Annotated in this window: 17 protein-coding genes; 5 read left to right on the top strand and 12 right to left on the bottom strand. The window is 63.0% G+C overall.

Going from position 1 to position 16,410, the window contains the following annotated elements; all coding sequences use genetic code 11:
- Positions 1 to 4 precede the first annotated feature (4 nt).
- Together AC6UUM_RS09840 and lipA are read right to left on the bottom strand one after the other, a co-directional pair.
- The gene (locus AC6UUM_RS09840; protein ID WP_500802103.1) at positions 5 to 445 is read right to left on the bottom strand and encodes a type II toxin-antitoxin system RatA family toxin; all 441 of its coding nucleotides are present in this window, start codon (positions 443 to 445) and stop codon (positions 5 to 7) included.
- Entirely contained in the window at positions 445 to 1,362 is a 918-nt protein-coding gene (lipA, locus tag AC6UUM_RS09845) for a lipoyl synthase (RefSeq protein WP_500802104.1), read from the bottom strand. The genes AC6UUM_RS09840 and lipA overlap by 1 nt, the downstream gene beginning before the upstream one ends.
- A 100-nt stretch (positions 1,363 to 1,462) precedes the next feature.
- Between lipA and AC6UUM_RS09850 the strand changes: the two genes are divergently transcribed.
- Positions 1,463 to 2,155: a carbonic anhydrase gene (locus AC6UUM_RS09850; protein ID WP_500802105.1), complete on the top strand. Its 693-nt coding sequence runs from the start codon at positions 1,463 to 1,465 to the stop codon at positions 2,153 to 2,155.
- A 186-nt stretch (positions 2,156 to 2,341) separates the two neighbouring features.
- On the opposite strand, the gene AC6UUM_RS09855 is transcribed toward AC6UUM_RS09850, so the two are convergent.
- The 8 genes from AC6UUM_RS09855 to AC6UUM_RS09890 all read right to left on the bottom strand — a co-directional run bounded on the left by AC6UUM_RS09855 (position 2,342) and on the right by AC6UUM_RS09890 (position 9,437).
- Positions 2,342 to 2,719 (bottom strand): hypothetical protein, encoded by a 378-nt coding sequence (locus AC6UUM_RS09855; protein WP_500802106.1) that lies wholly within the window; start codon positions 2,717 to 2,719, stop codon positions 2,342 to 2,344.
- Positions 2,719 to 4,107, bottom strand: coding sequence for a dihydrolipoyl dehydrogenase (gene lpdA, locus AC6UUM_RS09860; protein ID WP_500802107.1), 1,389 nt, complete (start codon positions 4,105 to 4,107; stop codon positions 2,719 to 2,721). The genes AC6UUM_RS09855 and lpdA overlap by 1 nt, the downstream gene beginning before the upstream one ends.
- On the bottom strand, positions 4,104 to 4,472 hold the full coding sequence (locus AC6UUM_RS09865) for an endonuclease domain-containing protein (RefSeq protein ID WP_500802108.1): 369 nt from the start codon (positions 4,470 to 4,472) through the stop codon (positions 4,104 to 4,106). The genes lpdA and AC6UUM_RS09865 overlap by 4 nt, the downstream gene beginning before the upstream one ends.
- Positions 4,473 to 4,576: 104 nt before the next feature.
- Positions 4,577 to 5,908 carry a pyruvate dehydrogenase complex dihydrolipoamide acetyltransferase gene (locus AC6UUM_RS09870; protein WP_500802109.1) on the bottom strand — a complete coding sequence of 444 codons (1,332 nt, stop codon included), beginning with the start codon at positions 5,906 to 5,908 and terminating at the stop codon, positions 4,577 to 4,579.
- Between the two features lie 2 nt (positions 5,909 to 5,910).
- The gene (locus AC6UUM_RS09875) at positions 5,911 to 6,570 is read right to left on the bottom strand and encodes an NYN domain-containing protein (RefSeq protein WP_500802110.1); all 660 of its coding nucleotides are present in this window, start codon (positions 6,568 to 6,570) and stop codon (positions 5,911 to 5,913) included.
- A gap of 3 nt (positions 6,571 to 6,573) precedes the next feature.
- Positions 6,574 to 7,932, bottom strand: coding sequence for a pyruvate dehydrogenase complex E1 component subunit beta (locus tag AC6UUM_RS09880; protein ID WP_500802111.1), 1,359 nt, complete (start codon positions 7,930 to 7,932; stop codon positions 6,574 to 6,576).
- Positions 7,932 to 9,023, bottom strand: a complete 1,092-nt coding sequence (gene pdhA, locus AC6UUM_RS09885; protein WP_500804948.1) for a pyruvate dehydrogenase (acetyl-transferring) E1 component subunit alpha — start codon at positions 9,021 to 9,023, stop codon at positions 7,932 to 7,934. The genes AC6UUM_RS09880 and pdhA overlap by 1 nt, the downstream gene beginning before the upstream one ends.
- Before the next feature lie 69 nt (positions 9,024 to 9,092).
- Complete coding sequence (locus AC6UUM_RS09890) at positions 9,093 to 9,437, bottom strand: FtsB family cell division protein (RefSeq protein WP_500802112.1); 345 nt, start codon at positions 9,435 to 9,437, stop codon at positions 9,093 to 9,095.
- 114 nt (positions 9,438 to 9,551) lie between these two features.
- Between AC6UUM_RS09890 and AC6UUM_RS09895 the strand changes: the two genes are divergently transcribed.
- Positions 9,552 to 11,591 (top strand): 3-hydroxyacyl-CoA dehydrogenase NAD-binding domain-containing protein, encoded by a 2,040-nt coding sequence (locus tag AC6UUM_RS09895; protein WP_500804949.1) that lies wholly within the window; start codon positions 9,552 to 9,554, stop codon positions 11,589 to 11,591.
- Positions 11,592 to 11,709: 118 nt separating this feature from the next.
- Positions 11,710 to 12,885, top strand: coding sequence for a DUF3089 domain-containing protein (locus AC6UUM_RS09900; protein WP_500802113.1), 1,176 nt, complete (start codon positions 11,710 to 11,712; stop codon positions 12,883 to 12,885).
- Positions 12,886 to 13,178: 293 nt separating this feature from the next.
- Here the strand turns inward: AC6UUM_RS09900 and AC6UUM_RS09905 are convergent.
- Positions 13,179 to 13,948 (bottom strand): IS5 family transposase gene (locus tag AC6UUM_RS09905; protein WP_500802114.1). Its coding sequence is split into 2 segments (ribosomal slippage): positions 13,179 to 13,618 and positions 13,618 to 13,948, totalling 771 coding nucleotides; the frame shifts between segments, so codons are not numbered across the junction.
- A gap of 77 nt (positions 13,949 to 14,025) precedes the next feature.
- Complete coding sequence (locus AC6UUM_RS09910; RefSeq protein ID WP_500802115.1) at positions 14,026 to 14,901, bottom strand: hypothetical protein; 876 nt, start codon at positions 14,899 to 14,901, stop codon at positions 14,026 to 14,028.
- Between the two features lie 153 nt (positions 14,902 to 15,054).
- On the opposite strand from AC6UUM_RS09910, the gene msrB reads away from it, so the two are divergent.
- Together msrB and msrA are read left to right on the top strand one after the other, a co-directional pair.
- Entirely contained in the window at positions 15,055 to 15,510 is a 456-nt protein-coding gene (msrB, locus tag AC6UUM_RS09915; RefSeq protein ID WP_500802116.1) for a peptide-methionine (R)-S-oxide reductase MsrB, read from the top strand.
- A complete protein-coding gene (msrA, locus tag AC6UUM_RS09920; protein WP_500802117.1) occupies positions 15,507 to 16,166 on the top strand; it encodes a peptide-methionine (S)-S-oxide reductase MsrA in 660 nt (219 codons plus the stop codon). The genes msrB and msrA overlap by 4 nt, the downstream gene beginning before the upstream one ends.
- Positions 16,167 to 16,410: the final 244 nt, after the last annotated feature.

The raw sequence follows: 16,410 nt of genomic DNA on the forward strand, positions 1-16,410 counted from the left end.
CCCCCTAACCCCGCGGTCCGTACAGCGCGCCCGCCCGGGTGACGAACGCCGCCACCATCCGTTCGAACGCCTGGGTGAAGAACAGGCCGGCCAGCCGCTCGAACGCCTTGTTGCGGAATTCGAAATCCACCTTGAAATCAATCTCGCAACCGCCGCCGGGCGTGTCGGCAAAACGCCAATCGTTGAACAGATGCTTCATCGGCCCATCGAGATAATCGACATGGACATGACCCGGCCGGTCCAGTGTCACCCGGCTGGTGAAGCGTTCGCGGATGAAGCGGAAACCCACCACCATGTCAGCCTGCACGACCCCGTTCTGCACCGGCCCGACCCGCATGGCCTGCACCCACGGCAGGAATTCGGGATAGCGGCCGATATCGGCGACCAGATCGAACATCTCGGCGGCCGACCATGGCAGCCGGCGGATTTCATGGTGCTTCGGCATCAGCGCTTATTGGCTACCTGTTGCCGGCGCCGCGCCTGCATTTCGGCAAAGTCGCGCCCGGCGTGATAGCTGGAGCGGGTGAGCGGCGAGGCGGCGACCAGCAGAAAGCCCTTCGATCGCGCCACGGCGGCGAGGGCCTGAAAGGCGGCCGGCGGCACATATTCCATCACCTTGGCATGGCGCGGCGTCGGTTGCAGATATTGGCCGACGGTGAGGAAATCGACTCCGGCCGAGCGCATGTCGTCAAACACCTGGTGCAGTTCCGGCGCGGTTTCACCCAGGCCGACCATCAACCCGGATTTGGTGAAGACCGTTGGCGAAAGGCCCTTCACCTTGTCCAACAGACGCAGCGAATGATAATAGCGCGCACCCGGCCGAATGGTCGGATACAGGCGCGGCACGGTTTCCAGATTGTGGTTGTACACATCCGGCCCGGCCTCAACGATCATTTCGACGGCGCGGTCCATCTTGTTGCGGAAATCCGGGGTGAGGATTTCGATGGTGGTGGCGGGCGACGTGCGGCGCAGTTCCTGGATCACCTTGACGAACTGGCTGGCGCCGCCATCGGGCAAATCATCGCGGTCCACCGAGGTGATGACGATATGTTCGAGACCCAGTGCCGCGGCGGCTTCGGCGACATGGCCGGGCTCCGCGGCGTCGACCATGGCCGGCATCCCGGTTTTCACATTGCAGAAGGCGCAGGCCCGCGTGCACGTGTCGCCCAGGATCATCACCGTGGCGTGTTTCTGGCTCCAGCACTCACCAATGTTCGGGCAGGCCGCTTCCTCGCACACGGTGTTCAGTTTCAACCGGCGCATCAGCGCGCGGGTTTCGGCATGCGCCTGCCCCGTGGGCGCGCGCACGCGGATCCAATCGGGCTTGCGCTGAAGCGGCAGACTCAACACGGGTTCGTTCATGCGACAGGCCTAGCGAAGCCTGCGACCAATGCCAAGTTTCGCGGGTGACGCAGCAGCCATGCCGGATTAGCATCACCCTTCCGCCGCAATCCGCACGAGGATGAACATGCCCGCTTTCAAGGCTCTGCTCGATGGCTATGCCCGGTTCCGCACCGGCGCCTATCAGGAACAGCGCCGCCGTTATGACGCCTTGGCCGACAAGGGGCAGGCCCCCGGCGTGCTGGTGATTTCCTGTTGCGACAGCCGGGTTGATCCCACGCGCGTTTTTGATACCGAACCCGGCCAGATGTTCGTCGTGCGCAATGTCGCCAATCTGGTGCCGCCCTGCAGCCGGGACAGCGCCCAGCACAGCACATCGGCGGCCATCGAATATGCGGTCACGCAATTGAAAGTGCACCACATCGTGGTGCTGGGCCATGCGCGCTGCGGCGGCATCAAGGCCAGTCTGGAAGGCACATTTGATGATGCCCCCATGGGTGAAGGCGGTTTCATCGACCGCTGGATGAGCCTGATCGCGCCAGCCCGCGATACTATCCGCGCCGCCGCCCAATTGTCGCCCGATATCGATGCCTGTGCTGCGCTGGAACTGGCGGCCATCCGCCTGTCCATCGACAATTTGCGCACCTTCCCGTTCGTGGCCGAGGCTGAAGCGGCCGGCACCCTGCATCTGCAGGGCGCCTTGTTCGACATTGCCGAAGGTGTGTTGAAGGTGTTGAACCACGCCACCGGCAAATTCGAAGCTGTAAATGTCGAATGGGATGATGCCAGCGCGCCCCGCCTGGCAGCCGTGTGAAACGGAAACGGGCGTACCGGGTGCCCATTGGGCAGGCCCCCGGTACGCCCGCACCGGCCAGGCTGGCGGCAAGGGCAGTTGCCGCTTCGCCTGGCCGTTGATTGCGATATAGGATTGAATTGGTCTTGTATTCAAGCGCCAAACATTGCTTGTTTGTCATGTGAGGGTGCGGCAGGCTGACGCACCCTATGGCGGCGCTCGTTCATACACGCGGCCACGCGGATCACGGCTGCCGGCGGCCTGGTTCACGTTGTTCTTGAATTCCTGATATTTGCAGCCGAACGGGCCGGAAGGGCCAATGCCGGAACAGGTGCCAACGGTGCCGGCATCCGGCCCAAGCAAGCGGTTGCGTTCCGCCGAGACGCTGGCGGTGCCGCGCTCCCCGAATTCGCGCGGGATGGCAATCGGCGCGCGATAGGGTGACGGCGGCGGATCGCGATTGGTGCACACGACGATTTCATCAGGGCGCGCCTTGGGTGGGCACAGCGCGCTCCAGCCCCGTGGCAGCAACGCCGCCGTACCGCCTGCGGATTGCCCCGCCAGCAGCAAGGCGGCCAGCAGCATCAGAAATGGATCGCGCGGCCGTAGGCGTCGAGCACGCTCTCGTGCATCATTTCACTCAGCGTCGGGTGCGGAAAGATGGTGTGCATCAATTCCGCTTCGGTGGTTTCCAGACCCATGGCGATGGCATAGCCCTGGATCAGCTCCGTGACTTCGGCGCCGATCATGTGGGCACCGAGCAATTGCCCGGTGGTGGCATCGAACACGGTTTTGACGAACCCTTCCGCCTCGCCGAGCGCAATCGCCTTGCCGTTGCCGATGAACGGGAATTTGCCGACACGCACCGTGTGCCCGGCGGCCTTGGCCTTGGCTTCGGTCAGGCCGATGCTGGCAACCTGCGGGCGGGCATAGGTGCAGCCCGGAATCAGCGCGGTGTCCATGGCGTGTGGGTGGCCGCCGGCGATATGCTCGACCGCGATGATGCCTTCATGGCTGGCCTTGTGCGCCAGCCACGGCGGGCCGGTAACATCGCCGATGGCGTAAATGCCCGGCACATTGGTCTGGCACATTGGATCGGTGACGATATGGCCGCGGTTGGTGGCGATGTTCAGCGCTTCCAGGCCGATATTTTCGGTGTTGGGCACGATGCCGATGGCGACGATGACATGGCTGTACTGCTCGGTCGCTGCCTTGCCGTCGGCCGTGGTGATGGTGGCGGTGACGCCATCGGGGCCGGGGCTGACGTCGCTGACCTTCGCGCCGGTGATGATGGTCATGCCCTGCTTGGTGAGCGATTTCTGCATGAAGGCGGACACGTCTGCATCCTCCACTGGCAGGATGCGGTCGAGCATTTCGACGATGGTCACCTTGGCGCCCATGTCGCTGTAGAAACTGGCGAATTCCACCCCGATCGCGCCGGAGCCGATCACCAGCAATTTGGTCGCCATCGCCGGCGGCACCATGGCGTGGCGATAGGTCCAGATGCGGTTGCCGTCGGCTTCGACGCCAGGCAGATCGCGGGCGCGGGCGCCGGTGGCGATGATGATGTTTTTCGCAGCTAGGTCGCGGGTGCCGCTGGCAGTGGTGACGGCGATGCTGGTGGCGGATGTGAGCCGCCCCTGCCCTTCGACAACTTCGATCTTGTGCTTCTTCATCAACGATTTGACGCCGCTGTTGAGTTGTGCGGCGACCTTGCGGGACCGGTCGGTGACCTTCTTCAGGTCGAAGGTCGGCTTTTCGACGCTCAGGCCATAGGCGTCAGCGTGGGTGATATAGTGATAGATTTCCGACGTGCGCAGCAGCGCCTTGGTCGGGATGCAACCCCAGTTCAGGCAGATGCCACCGAGCCGCTCGCGCTCGATGATGGCGACCTTCAGGCCGAGCTGGCTGGCGCGGATGGCGGCGACATAGCCGCCGGGGCCGGAGCCGAGGATGAGGAGATCGTGGGTCATGGTTCTTTCCTTCCCCTCTCCCCTCGCGGGAGAGGGCGACTCGCCGCAGGCGAGCGGGGTGAGGGGGCCAGGAGCGCATGATGAAGCCGAAGGGCCACATTCTCCCGATCGGTCAAAATCTCGTGATTCCAAAAGCGCAGCACACGAAACCCTTGCGCTTCCAGCCAACGAGTGCGGGCAGCATCGGCAGAATTTTCAGCGTGTTGGCCACCGTCCGCTTCAACGATCAGGCGCTCGGCGTAGCAAAGAAAATCAACGATAAAGGACCCGATGGGAACCTGGCGTCTGAACTTGTGCGCCGCGAAGCGTCTGTCCCGCAACAGATACCAGAGTGCGAGTTCGGCGGGCGTTGGGGTGCACCGCATGGTTTTGGCACGGGCGCGCAGAACCCCCTCACCCCGCTCGCCTGACGGCGAGTCGCCCTCTCCCGCGAGGGGAGAGGGAAATTGGGCCTCTCCCTGTGGTTGGTTCACGCCACCAACCCCAGCGGGCTTTCGATCAGCGCCTTCACCGCACCCATCAGCGCCGCACCATCCGCGCCATCGATGGCGCGGTGGTCGAAGCTGCCGGTGATGGTCATCACAGTGGCAATCGCCAGCGCATCGCCCTTCACCACCGCGCGCTTCTCGCCGGCGCCGACCGCCAGGATCATCGCTTGCGGCGGGTTGATCACCGCGTCGAACTGCCGAATCCCGAACATGCCGAGGTTGGACAGGGACGCCGTGCCGCCCTGATATTCGTGCGGCTGCAATTTGCCGGCACGTGCTTTTTCGGCGAGGGCCTTCATCTCGGTGGCGATGACGCTGACGGATTTGCTGTCGGCACCGACGATGATTGGCGTGATCAGGCCGGACGGCGCGGCCACCGCCACCGAGATATCGGCGCGGTCATAGACAATCAGATTGTCACCGGCGAAGCTGACGTTGCATTTCGGCACCTGGCGCAGGCCCACGGCGAGCGCTTTTATGACGAGATCGTTGACGCTGACCTTGATGCCACGCGGTTCCAGCGCCTTGTTGAGATCGGCGCGCAGTTTGAGCAGTGCATCGAGTTCGACATCCAGCGTCAGATAGATGTGCGGCACCGTCTGCTTGGCTTCGGTGAGTCGGCGGGCAATGACCTTGCGGACATTGCCGAGCTTCTCCAGCGTGTGCGGGATGTCGGTGGTTGGGGCCGGCGCGGTGGGTTTCGGTGCTGGTGGTGCGGTTGGCACATCCGCTGGCACAGGCGCCCCTTCTCCCGGGCCGCGCTCCGCGCGTCTCTCGACCTCTCGCGCTCCAGAAACCTTTGGGGGAGAGGTGATTGCGGCCTCGACGTCGGCGCGGATGATGCGGTTGTTGGGGCCGGTGCCCTTGATGCTGGCGAGGTCGAGGCCCTTCTGCTCCGCGATGCGGCGCGCGAGCGGGCTGGCGAGGGTGCGCGAGCCCGAAGGCCCACCCCGAGCCCCTCCCGCGAGCGGGAGGGGAGCCGATTGTGCTGGTGGGGCGGGCGGTGCTGCGGGCGCCGAACTGCTCCCCTCCCGCTCGCGGGAGGGGCTGGGAATTTTCGGCGCCGCCTCCCCTTCCCCATCCAGCCGCATGATCACGGCACCGACGGCCACATTCTCCGTGCCTTCGGCCACTAGCAATTCGGTCACCACGCCTTCATCGACGGCTTCCACTTCCATGGTCGCCTTGTCGGTTTCGATCTCGGCGATGATGTCGCCGGATTTCAGCGCGTCGCCCGGCTTCACATGCCATTTCGCCAGCGTGCCCACCTCCATGGTCGGCGACAGGGCGGGCATGGTGACATCGATGCTCATGTTCAATTGTCCACAAACAGCTGGTCAACCAGATCGATCTGCTCGTCGCCGCGCGGGTTGTCGATCAGGTCGGCCATGTCGAGGAAATAGGCGGCGGTGCCGGCCAGGCTCGCGGAATAGCGCACTTCGGTGCCGGTTTCGGATTTCATGCCCCAGGCCACCACCATCGCGCGCTTGCCGATGGCGTTGATCTTCTTCACCAAGGGCACGAAATCGCCATCGCCGGCGACCAGCGCCACCACATCGCAGCGGTCGGACACGGCAAGGTCGAAGGCTTCCAGCGCCAGCCAGACATCAATGCCCTGTTCCTTGGGCGGATCGGCGATGGTGTCGATGCGGGTATAGTGTGAGGTGATGTTGCTCGCCGCCAAGATCTGATCGAACACCCGGTCGTTGCGCAGCAATTCCTCGACGAAGCTGGGCGAGCGCGCCCGGTCTTCCAGATCGCGCAGCGTGTAACGGCCACGGAAATAATGCGCCGCCACCACGCGGGCGCGGGCGCGCGGCACATCTTCCATGTCGGCGGTGGCGGCGCGGATCAGTTCGAGCAACCCGGTCATCGACACACGGCGGCCGGTGTGGTGTTCGAACTTGTAATAGTTCGACACGCGGTTGAAATAACTGCCGTCGATCATCACGGCGATGCGGGTTTGTTCAGCCATGACTTACCTGTAGCAAACGGTGCGAGCGGCGGCGACGACATCCTCGGCCTTCAGCAGCGCCGCCTTTTCCAGATTGGCAGCATAAGGCAGCGGCACATCGACATTGGTGACGCGCAGCACCGGTGCATCGAGATCGTCGAAGCCTTCCTCCATGCAGATCGCCATGATTTCCGAAGCGATGCCGCAGGTCGGCCAGCCTTCCTCCACCACCACCATGCGGTTGGTCTTCTTCAAACTGGCCAGCACTGCCGCCCGGTCGAGCGGGCGCAGGGTGCGCAAGTCGATCACTTCGGCCTCGATGCCATCGGCGGCCAGTGTTTCGGCGGCCTGCAAGGCCACGCCCACGCCGATCGAATAGCTGACCAATGTCACATCCTTGCCCGCCCGCACCGTGCGCGCCTTGCCGATCGGCACGACATGATCGCCCTCCGGCACGTCAAAGCTCTGGCCATAGAGCAGCTCGTTTTCCAGGAACACCACCGGATCGGGGCTGCGGATGGCGGCCTTCAACAGGCCCTTGGCATCCTCCGCGCTGTAGGGCGCAATCACGATCAGGCCGGGGACGCTGGCATACCAGGGGCCATAATTTTGGCTGTGCTGCGCGCCCACACGGCTGGCGGCGCCGTTGGGGCCGCGGAACACGATCGGGCAGCGCATCTGGCCGCCGGACATGTACAGCGTTTTCGCCGCCGAGTTGATGATGTGATCGATGGCCTGCATGGCGAAATTGAAGGTCATGAACTCGACAATCGGCTTCAGCCCGCCCATCGCCGCGCCGGCGCCCAGGCCGGCAAAACCATATTCGGTGATCGGCGTGTCGATGACGCGCTTGTCGCCGAATTCGGCGAGCAGGCCCTGCGTGACCTTGTAGGCGCCCTGATATTCGGCGACCTCCTCGCCCATCACGAAAACCGTCGCGTCGGTGCGCATTTCCTCGGCCATGGCGTCGCGCAAGGCTTCGCGCACGGTCTGGCGTTTGGTTGGGCCGGTAGTCGGCTCCCCTCCCGCTTGCGGGAGGGGTTGGGGGTGGGCGGTGGGGACAGGAACCTGCTCCGGAACGGGTGCGCTGGCAGCAGGCCCACCCCCGGCCCCTCTTGGCTGCGGGAGGGGAGCAGTAACATCATCCTCCCCTGCAATATCAATGATCGGCGTCCCCACCTTCACGCCCTCACTGCCGGCTGCCACCAGCAGCGCCGTCACCGTGCCGCCATCGTCGGCTTCCAGTTCCATGGTCGCCTTGTCGGTCTCGATCTCGGCGATCACGTCGCCGGGCTTCACCATATCGCCCACAGCCACCAGCCATTTGGCCAGCGTGCCCTCTTCCATGGTCGGCGACATGGCGGGAAGATTGATCTGTGGCATCAGTAGCGTCCCAGCAGCACGTCGGTGTGGAGTTCGGCCAGCGCCGGTTCCGGCGCATCGAGCGCGAAATCGGCGGCGTCGGCCACTTCATCGCGAATCTCGCGGTCGATGGCTTTCAGGGCCGCTTCGTCGGCATGGCCAGCTTCCAGCATTTCCTTCTTCAGCCGCTCGATCGGATCGCTGTTCTCGCGCATCGCCTGCACTTCTTCGCGGCTGCGATATTTGGCCGGGTCGCTCATCGAATGGCCGCGATAACGATAGGTCTTCATTTCCAGCAAGAGCGGCCCCTTGCCGTCGCGCACCCAGGCCGCCGCCGCCTTCGCGGCGCCGCGCACCGCCAGCACATCCATGCCGTCCACCTGCAAGCCGGGTACGCGGAAGCTTTCGCCGCGCCGGTACAGTTGGTCCTCCGAACTGGCGCGGTTCACCGATGTGCCCATGGCGTACTGGTTGTTTTCGATGATGAAAATCACCGGCAACGACCACAGCTCCGCCATGTTGAAGCTTTCATACACCTGGCCCTGGTTGGAGGCGCCGTCGCCGAAATAGGTCACAGCGATATGGCCGTCGCCCTTGTATTTGTGCGCAAACGCCAGCCCGGTGCCGAGCGGCACCTGTGCCGCAACGATGCCATGGCCGCCGAAAAAGCCATGCTCCACGCTGAACATATGCATGGAACCGCCCTTGCCGCCGCTGATGCCGGCGGCACGCCCGGTCAATTCCGCCATCACCGCGCGTGCCGGGATGCCGCAGGCCAGCATATGGCCATGGTCGCGATAGCCGGTGATGATGCTGTCGCCCTTTTGCAGTTCGGCCTGCATGCCGACCACCACGGCTTCCTGGCCGATATAGAGGTGACAGAAACCGCCGATCTGGCCCATCCCATAAAGCTGGCCGGCGCGTTCCTCGAACCGGCGGATCAGCACCATCTCCCGGTACATCGCCAGATATTGTTTGGCGCTGGCAACGAACCGTTCCGGTTCTTCCGGGCGTGGCCAGTTCGATGCGGGCGGGGCGGAATCTGCCTTGCGGCCGGCGCTGCGTGCCAAATCGGTCACCCTTCTTCCAGTGGGCGGCAACGGCCGCGCCATGATTGAGGTGAGCATGAATGTCGCACCCTGCGGCGACAAGCAGTGATTTCAGGAAGTGAACCTGGTTGGTTAGCGGGCCGCCGGTGGCGTCGTGTCTGGCTCGACAGGAAGAGGCACCACTACTTCATCGGGGCGGATCAGATCCAGATTGCGGCGCACCAGTTCGTCGGCCAGATCGGGATTGACCGCGCGCGGGTCGAGCAAGGCCAATTGGCGTTGCAGCGCGATCTTCTGTTCCTTGCTGTTGTCCACCGCGGCATTGAGCCTCGCGTGCTGCACCTGATATTCCCGCCAGGCGCTGTAACCGGTCGGGCCATCGACGGCGTGGAACGCGAAATAGCCAGCCACCAGCACGCACAGCGCCGGCAGCGCCGCGCGCATCAACATCTGCCGAAAGGTGAGCAGGATCGCCATCACCCGAACTTTACGAAGATCCGCACCTATCCACAACACTAGAATGCTTGGGCTCCAAAACCGCTGAGCCGCATGCTAACAGCAATCAGCAAACAACATCCGGGGAGAATGACCATGGCCGCCATCAACAGCGTCGTCGATTTGAGCAAGCAGGGCGAGATCGCCATCGTCACGGTCAATTCGCCGCCGGTCAATGCGCTGTCGGCCGATGTGCGCGATGGCCTTGCCGGCGCGTTTGCGGCGTTGGCGGATCACGCTGATGTGAAGGCCGTGGTGCTGGTCTGTGCCGGGCGCACCTTCATCGCCGGGGCGGATATCAGCGAGTTCGGCAAGCCACCGCGCGGTGCTTCGCTGCCGGCCGTGCAGGATGCGATGGAAAATTCGCCGGTGCCGGTGATTGCTGCCATCCACGGCACCGCGCTGGGCGGCGGCCTGGAAGTGGCGCTGTGCGCGCATTACCGGGTGAGCGATGCCAAGGCCAAGTTCGGCCTGCCCGAAGTCAAGCTGGGCCTGCTGCCCGGCGCCGGCGGCACGCAGCGGCTGCCGCGCATTGTCGGCGCCAAAAAGGCCACCGAAATGGTGACCAGCGGCGCGCAGATGAATGCCAGGGATGCACTGGCGGCCGGACTGGTGGACCAGGTGGTCGATGGTGATCTGACCGCCGGCGCGGTGGCGTTTGCGCAAGCGGTGGTGGCCGAAGGGCGCCCGCTGAAGAAAGTGCGCGACGACGCCAGCAAGCTGGGCGGCACCGCCGAGAGCCTTGCGCCGTTCTTCGCCGAGTTCCGTGCGAAGAATGCCAAGGCCTTTGGCGGTTTCGAAGCGCCGGAAGCCAATATCAAGTGCATCGAGGCCGCCGTGGCGTTGCCATTCGATGACGGCCTGAAGGTCGAGCGCAGCGAATTCATGAAGCTGATGACCGGGCTGCAGTCCGCGGCGCAGCGCCATGTGTTCTTCGCCGAGCGCGCCGCCGCCAAGATCGACGGCCTCGCCGCCGATGTGCAGCCGTTGCCGGTGAAGAAGGTTGGCGTGATCGGCGCCGGCACCATGGGCGGCGGCATTTCGATGAACTTCCTGAGCGTCGGGATCCCGGTGACCATCGTCGAAACCGCGCAGGCGGCGCTGGATCGCGGTGTCGGCGTGATCCGCAAGAATTACGAGAACAGCGCCAAGAAAGGCCGCTTCTCGATGGAGGAAGTGGAAGCCCGCATGGGCCGGCTGACGCCCAGCCTCGACATGAACGATCTGGCCGATTGTGATCTGATCATCGAAGCGGTGTTCGAGAACATGGCGATCAAGAAAGAGATTTTCGGCCGCCTCGACCAGATCGCCAAGCCGGGTGCGATCCTGGCCAGCAACACCTCCTATCTGGATGTCGATGAAATTGCCGCGGCCACGTCACGCCCTGAATCGGTGGTGGGGATGCATTATTTCTCGCCCGCCAATGTGATGCGCCTGCTGGAAGTGGTGCGTGGCGAAACGACCGATCCCCAGGTGCTGGCCACGGCGATGGCGATGGGCAAGGCCACCGGCAAGATCGCCGTGGTCGCCGGCGTCTGCCACGGCTTCATCGGCAACCGCATGCTCAGCCGCCGCCAGCAACAGGCCAATCTGCTGATGCTGGAAGGCGCAGCGCCGGCGGATATCGACCGGGTGCTCACCGATTTCGGCTTCCCGATGGGGCCGTTCCAGATGAGCGATCTGGCCGGGCTGGACATCGGCTGGAATGCCGAAACCAGCAAGAGCGAGACCGTGCGCGACCGCCTGTGCGAAGCCGGCTTGCGCGGCCAGAAGAACGGCAAGGGCTTCTACATTTACGATGAGAATCGCAACCGCACGCCCAATCCGGAGGCGCTCGCGATCATCGATGCCTATGCCACGGAAAAGGGCATCAACCGCCGCCAGATTGACGATCAGGAAATCCTGGAGCGTTGCCTGTTCCCGATGGTGAACGAAGGCGCGCGCATCCTGGCCGAAGGCAAGGCCCAGCGCGCCAGCGACATCGATATCGTGTGGATCAACGGCTATGGCTGGCCAGTGTATCGCGGCGGGCCAATGTTCTGGGCGCAAAATGATGCCGGCCGCCCGCGGATTGTCGAAGTTCTGGAGAAAATGGGCGAGGATGTGTCGCCGTTGTTGAAGGACGGGTGGAAGTAAAGCTTTCCCACCCCCAGCCCCTCCCGCAAGCGGGAGGGGAGTTGCTTTAGCACTCGCCCTTTCTGCTCCCCTCCCGCTTGCGGGAGGGGCTGGGGGTGGGGCCAGCAAGGACCAGATGATGAAACTGACGCTCCTCCCCCTCCTCGCCCTGCTCGCCGCGCCGGTCATGGCACAAACTCAACCCGCCCCCGCTCCCGATTATCGCGATCCCGCCGCCTGGCTGTGTCGGCCAGGCGCCAATGATCCGTGCAGCGGCGATGCCAGCGCCAGCATCGTGGCGGCCGACGCCGTGGTGAAGCTGGACATGCAGGCGGCCGCAAAAGATCCGCCGATCGATTGTTTCTATGTCTATCCCACTGTTTCGACCGATCCGACGCCCAACAGCGACATGATCGCCGATCCGGCCGAGAAGAATGTCGCGCTGTTCCAGGCTGCGCCGTTCCGCCAGGCCTGCCGGGTTTATGCGCCACTGTATCGCCAGGTGACGCTGGCGACCTTGCGCGACCGCATGCTCGGCAAGCCGGTGACCGCCGATATCACCATGGGCTATCGCGACGTCGCCGCCGCCTTTGCCGATTACATGCAACACGACAACAAGGGCCGCGGCGTCATCCTGATCGGCCACAGCCAGGGCAGCGGCGTGCTGAAGGCGCTGCTGCAGCTGAACATCGAAGGCAAGCCGGTGGCCAGCCAGGTCATCGCCGCCTATCTCGCCGGGCATAATCTGCTGGTGCCGGCGGGCAAGGATGTCGGCGGCGATCTGAAAGCGATGCCGCTGTGCCGTTCGGCGACACAGACCGGCTGTGTGCTCAGCTGGGTCAGCTTCCGTGACACCATGGCGGTGCCGGCGGCGAGCCTGTTCGGGCGACCACCGGCGACGGCCCCGGCCGGCATGGCAGCGGCCTGCACCAATCCGGCCGCGCTGGCCGGCGGCCGCGTGGCGGTGAACGCCCTGATGGTCAATCGCGTCGGCATCGTCGACAATGGCGCGCCGCCGCCGAAATGGGCGAAGGGCCGCAACATCTACACACCGTTCGTCGGGCTGCCCGGCCTGCTCACCGCCGAATGCATGAACCGCGACAATGCCAATATCCTTTCGGTGGGCATCAATGCCGATCCGGCGGATCCGCGCACCGATACGATCAATGGCGATGTCGTCGTTGGCGGCCAGGTGCAGGAAGTGTGGGGCCTGCACCTGATCGACATGAATGTGGTGATGGGCGATCTGGTGACGCTGGCGAAAGCGCAAGGCGCTGCCTGGATCAAATCCGGGGGCAAGCACCGGAAGAACTGACAATGGCCGATGCTGCTGGCGGCGGACCGGTGATCGCAGTGCGGCCGTGAGGCATCTTCAAGGCCCTCGGTATCCACGGCGTGGTTGCGCGTGGCGGCAGGATGCAACTGCTCCACCAAGCTGACTGGGATCAGCAGCCGGCCACTTGCAGCGCCAATGCCGCGATGCGATGATCGGTCTTCCCGTGACGCTTCGGGTATTTGGTCTCGATCTTTGTGCAACGATCTATGCGCATCGAACGTCACATCGTTAGCGCCGCCAGTTTGGCTGCGATCATCCCGCTCAGTGCCATACTAGGCCGTGGACTCATAATGGCGCAGGCGTAGCCTGATGCAGGCCAGCTTGGTCATTGCGAGGAAGGATGAGCCGAGCTTGTCATAGCGGGTGGCGATGCGGCGGTAGTATTTGAGTTTGTTGAAGAACCGCTCGATGAGGTTGCGCTGGCGGTAGAGCCAGGGCGAGAAGCAGACGGGATCGCGCCGGTTGCGCTTGGGTGGGATGTTGGCCCAGCCACCGCCACCAGCCACCATGGCGCGCAGCCAGTCGGCATCATAGGCCCGGTCTGCAAGCACCATCTGGCCGTGGCGGATATCGGCGAGCAGTTCAGCAGCCGCCTTGATATCGTGGGTCTGGCCGGGCGTGATGACGATCTTCACCGGCAGGCCATCGGCATCGGTCAGAGCATGGATTTTCGTAGTAAGACCGCCCCGGCTTCGTCCAAGACATCGATCTGGGTGGCTTTTTTTAAAGTGGCAGCGGCATGATGCACACGCACGCTGGTGCCGTCGATCATGCGCACGTCGCCACCGTAAGCATCTGTAATTGCATCCATGATCCGGTCCCATACGCCGGCCTTCGTCCAGCGCCGGAACCGATTGTAGCACGTGGTGTAGGGGCCATAGCGTTCCGGCAGATCACGCCAGGGCGAACCCGAACGCAGCACCCAAAAGATGCCATTCAACACCCGCCGGTCGTCCACCCGCACCACACCGCGCGGCTTGTTCGGCAGCAGCGGCGCAATCACACGCCATTCAAACTCCGTCAGATCGTAGCGGCTCACCATAGGCTCCCTTCCGGAAACCTTGAATCAGAACCTCGCCGCCTTGGGAATCCCATTTATGGGTACACGGCCTAAAGCACTCAGATACTCTCAAAGCCGGTGTTTTCGATCTGCAAATCAACCACCGGAACGATATAAAATTTCTCGCCAGGCGGAACTTTATCGACGAACTCTGACGATTTTTCCATCCTGATGGCATGATAGGAAGCAATAAGATGAGTTCTTACATGTTTAAGGGGGCCAATATACTTTTGTTCGTGACCATTTTTATCTTTGACAGTTTCATGTTCACCGATCCAAACAGTTTCTGAAACACGAACGCTATATTCTATACCATACCAATAAGGATGCTCCTTGTTGTAAAGCTGATGGCTGTAGGCGCGCTCAATGTAGTTCTTGATCTTGGACTCGCAGTCATTGAGGTGGTTTTTGTTTCCCGCCGCAGTCAGTGGAGTGAGATTCTCATGGATTCCCGGCCCTCCCAGATTTTCATTCAGCAAATGGCCAGCTTTCCACCCCATATTGTTGTTCGGGCCATTCAACAGCGCGTTCATGGTCTTGGGTGTATTGGGCAGCGGTTTGCTTCCTCTGTTCTCCGATAATGCCCCTGCGGGGCCAATCTGAACCCACACGGATGTGCCGCCAGTTGCTTCCGTGGCATCGCCATAACGGGGGCCATCAAAATATCTCGGCGGTTCGGTCTTGTTCAACTTGGCCGCTCGATTGGCTTCGATCCGGGAATTAAATCGTTCAGACCATCGTTCGGACGGCTTATTCAGACGTATATTCTTGCCGGGTTTGCCTCTCAGCAAGATCTTCCTTAGCTGGGCAGCTCGCTTTACTTTTCGCGAAATTTTTATTTCCTTTGTCATAGAAATATACCCCCATTTTATGATCGTCGCACGATCAACATAAGGTACAATTCCTTGCGAAAGCGCAAGTCGCAATACGGTCACTCTACACATGGCCCAAATGCCGTACGTGGCAAGATATCGCGACGCTGAACGCCGTCTCCATCGGCTAAGCCCTGCGGCATCACGGAAAGTAACCATTCAGCCTGGCCATGCGTATATGCATGTATGACAACGCGCAGAACATTCCTGGGTGCCATGGCCGCCCTGCCCTTCGCCGCTGCCGCCGCGCCCACCTGGGCTGCAGCCGGCCGCTTCGCGGTCAGCTTCACGCCGGCCGAATGGCAGCGGCGGCTGGGCAAGGATGCCTATGCCGTGCTGCGCGAGGAAGCCACCGAGCGGCCCTTCACCTCGCCGCTGAACACGGAAAAGCACGCCGGCATCTTTGCCTGCCGTGGCTGCGCGCTGCCGTTGTTCAGTTCGGCGCACAAGTTCGACAGCGGCACCGGCTGGCCGAGTTTCTGGCAACCGATCAACAAGACCGCGATCGGCACCACCACGGATCGCAGCTTCATGATGGAACGCATCGAAGTGCATTGCAGCCGTTGCGGCGGCCACCAGGGCCATGTCTTCGATGATGGACCCAAGCCGACCGGCCTGCGCTATTGCATCAACGGCCTGTCTTTGCAGTTCATTCCGGGGAAAACCGCATGAAGCGCGCCTTGATTGCTTTGGGTCTGGCGCTTGCTACGCCCGCCTGCGCCGCCGAGCGTATGGTGCTGGCGCCGGCGCCAGCCGTCGATGCGCCGTTGCAGGTGGGCAGCTTGCAGAAGGCGGTATTTGCCGGCGGCTGTTTCTGGGGCGTCGAAGGCGTGTTCGAGCGGGTGAAGGGTGTGAAGTCCGTCGTGTCGGGCTATGCCGGCGGCGCGAAGGCCACAGCGGTCTATGAGATCATTGGCACTGGCATGACCGGCCACGCCGAGTCCGTTGAGGTGACATATGATCCGGCCGTGGTGTCCTACGGCACATTGCTGCGCGTGTTCTTCTCGGTGGCGCATGATCCGACGCAGCTGAATTTCCAGGGCCCCGACCAGGGCACCCAATATCGCACGGCAATTTTTGCGCGTTCAGCTGAGCAGGACCGCATCGCCAAGGCCTATGTGGTGCAACTGGCCAAGGCCGGCACCTGGAAGCCGAAGATCGTCACGACCTTCGAAGGTGCCAAGCCTTTCTATCCGGCCGAGGATTATCACCAGAATTATCTGCGGGCGCATCCGCAGCAGCCGTACATTGCGATCAACGATATCCCGAAGGTGGAAGGGTTGAAGCGGCTGTTCCCCGCGTTGTGGAGTGAGCGGCCGGCGGCTTGACGGAACCTACCAGCCGCTCGCACGAGCGGGGGGCCGCATTTTCTTCTCCCTTCCCGTTGAGCTTCGCTCGCCTTCGGCTCAGGGGAGGGGCTGGGGGTGGGGGCGTCCCGACAGGACCAAGCTTAGAAGCTGAGAGAACGGCCGGCAGCAAAGCTGCCGAGTCCGTTTGGACATTCAAGAAGATAAGCAAGAAAGAGCGCGGCAAAGCCGCGCCGTCGGACGACACACGAAAAGGGCGGCCTGT

The organism is Sandarakinorhabdus sp., from assembly GCF_987265915.1.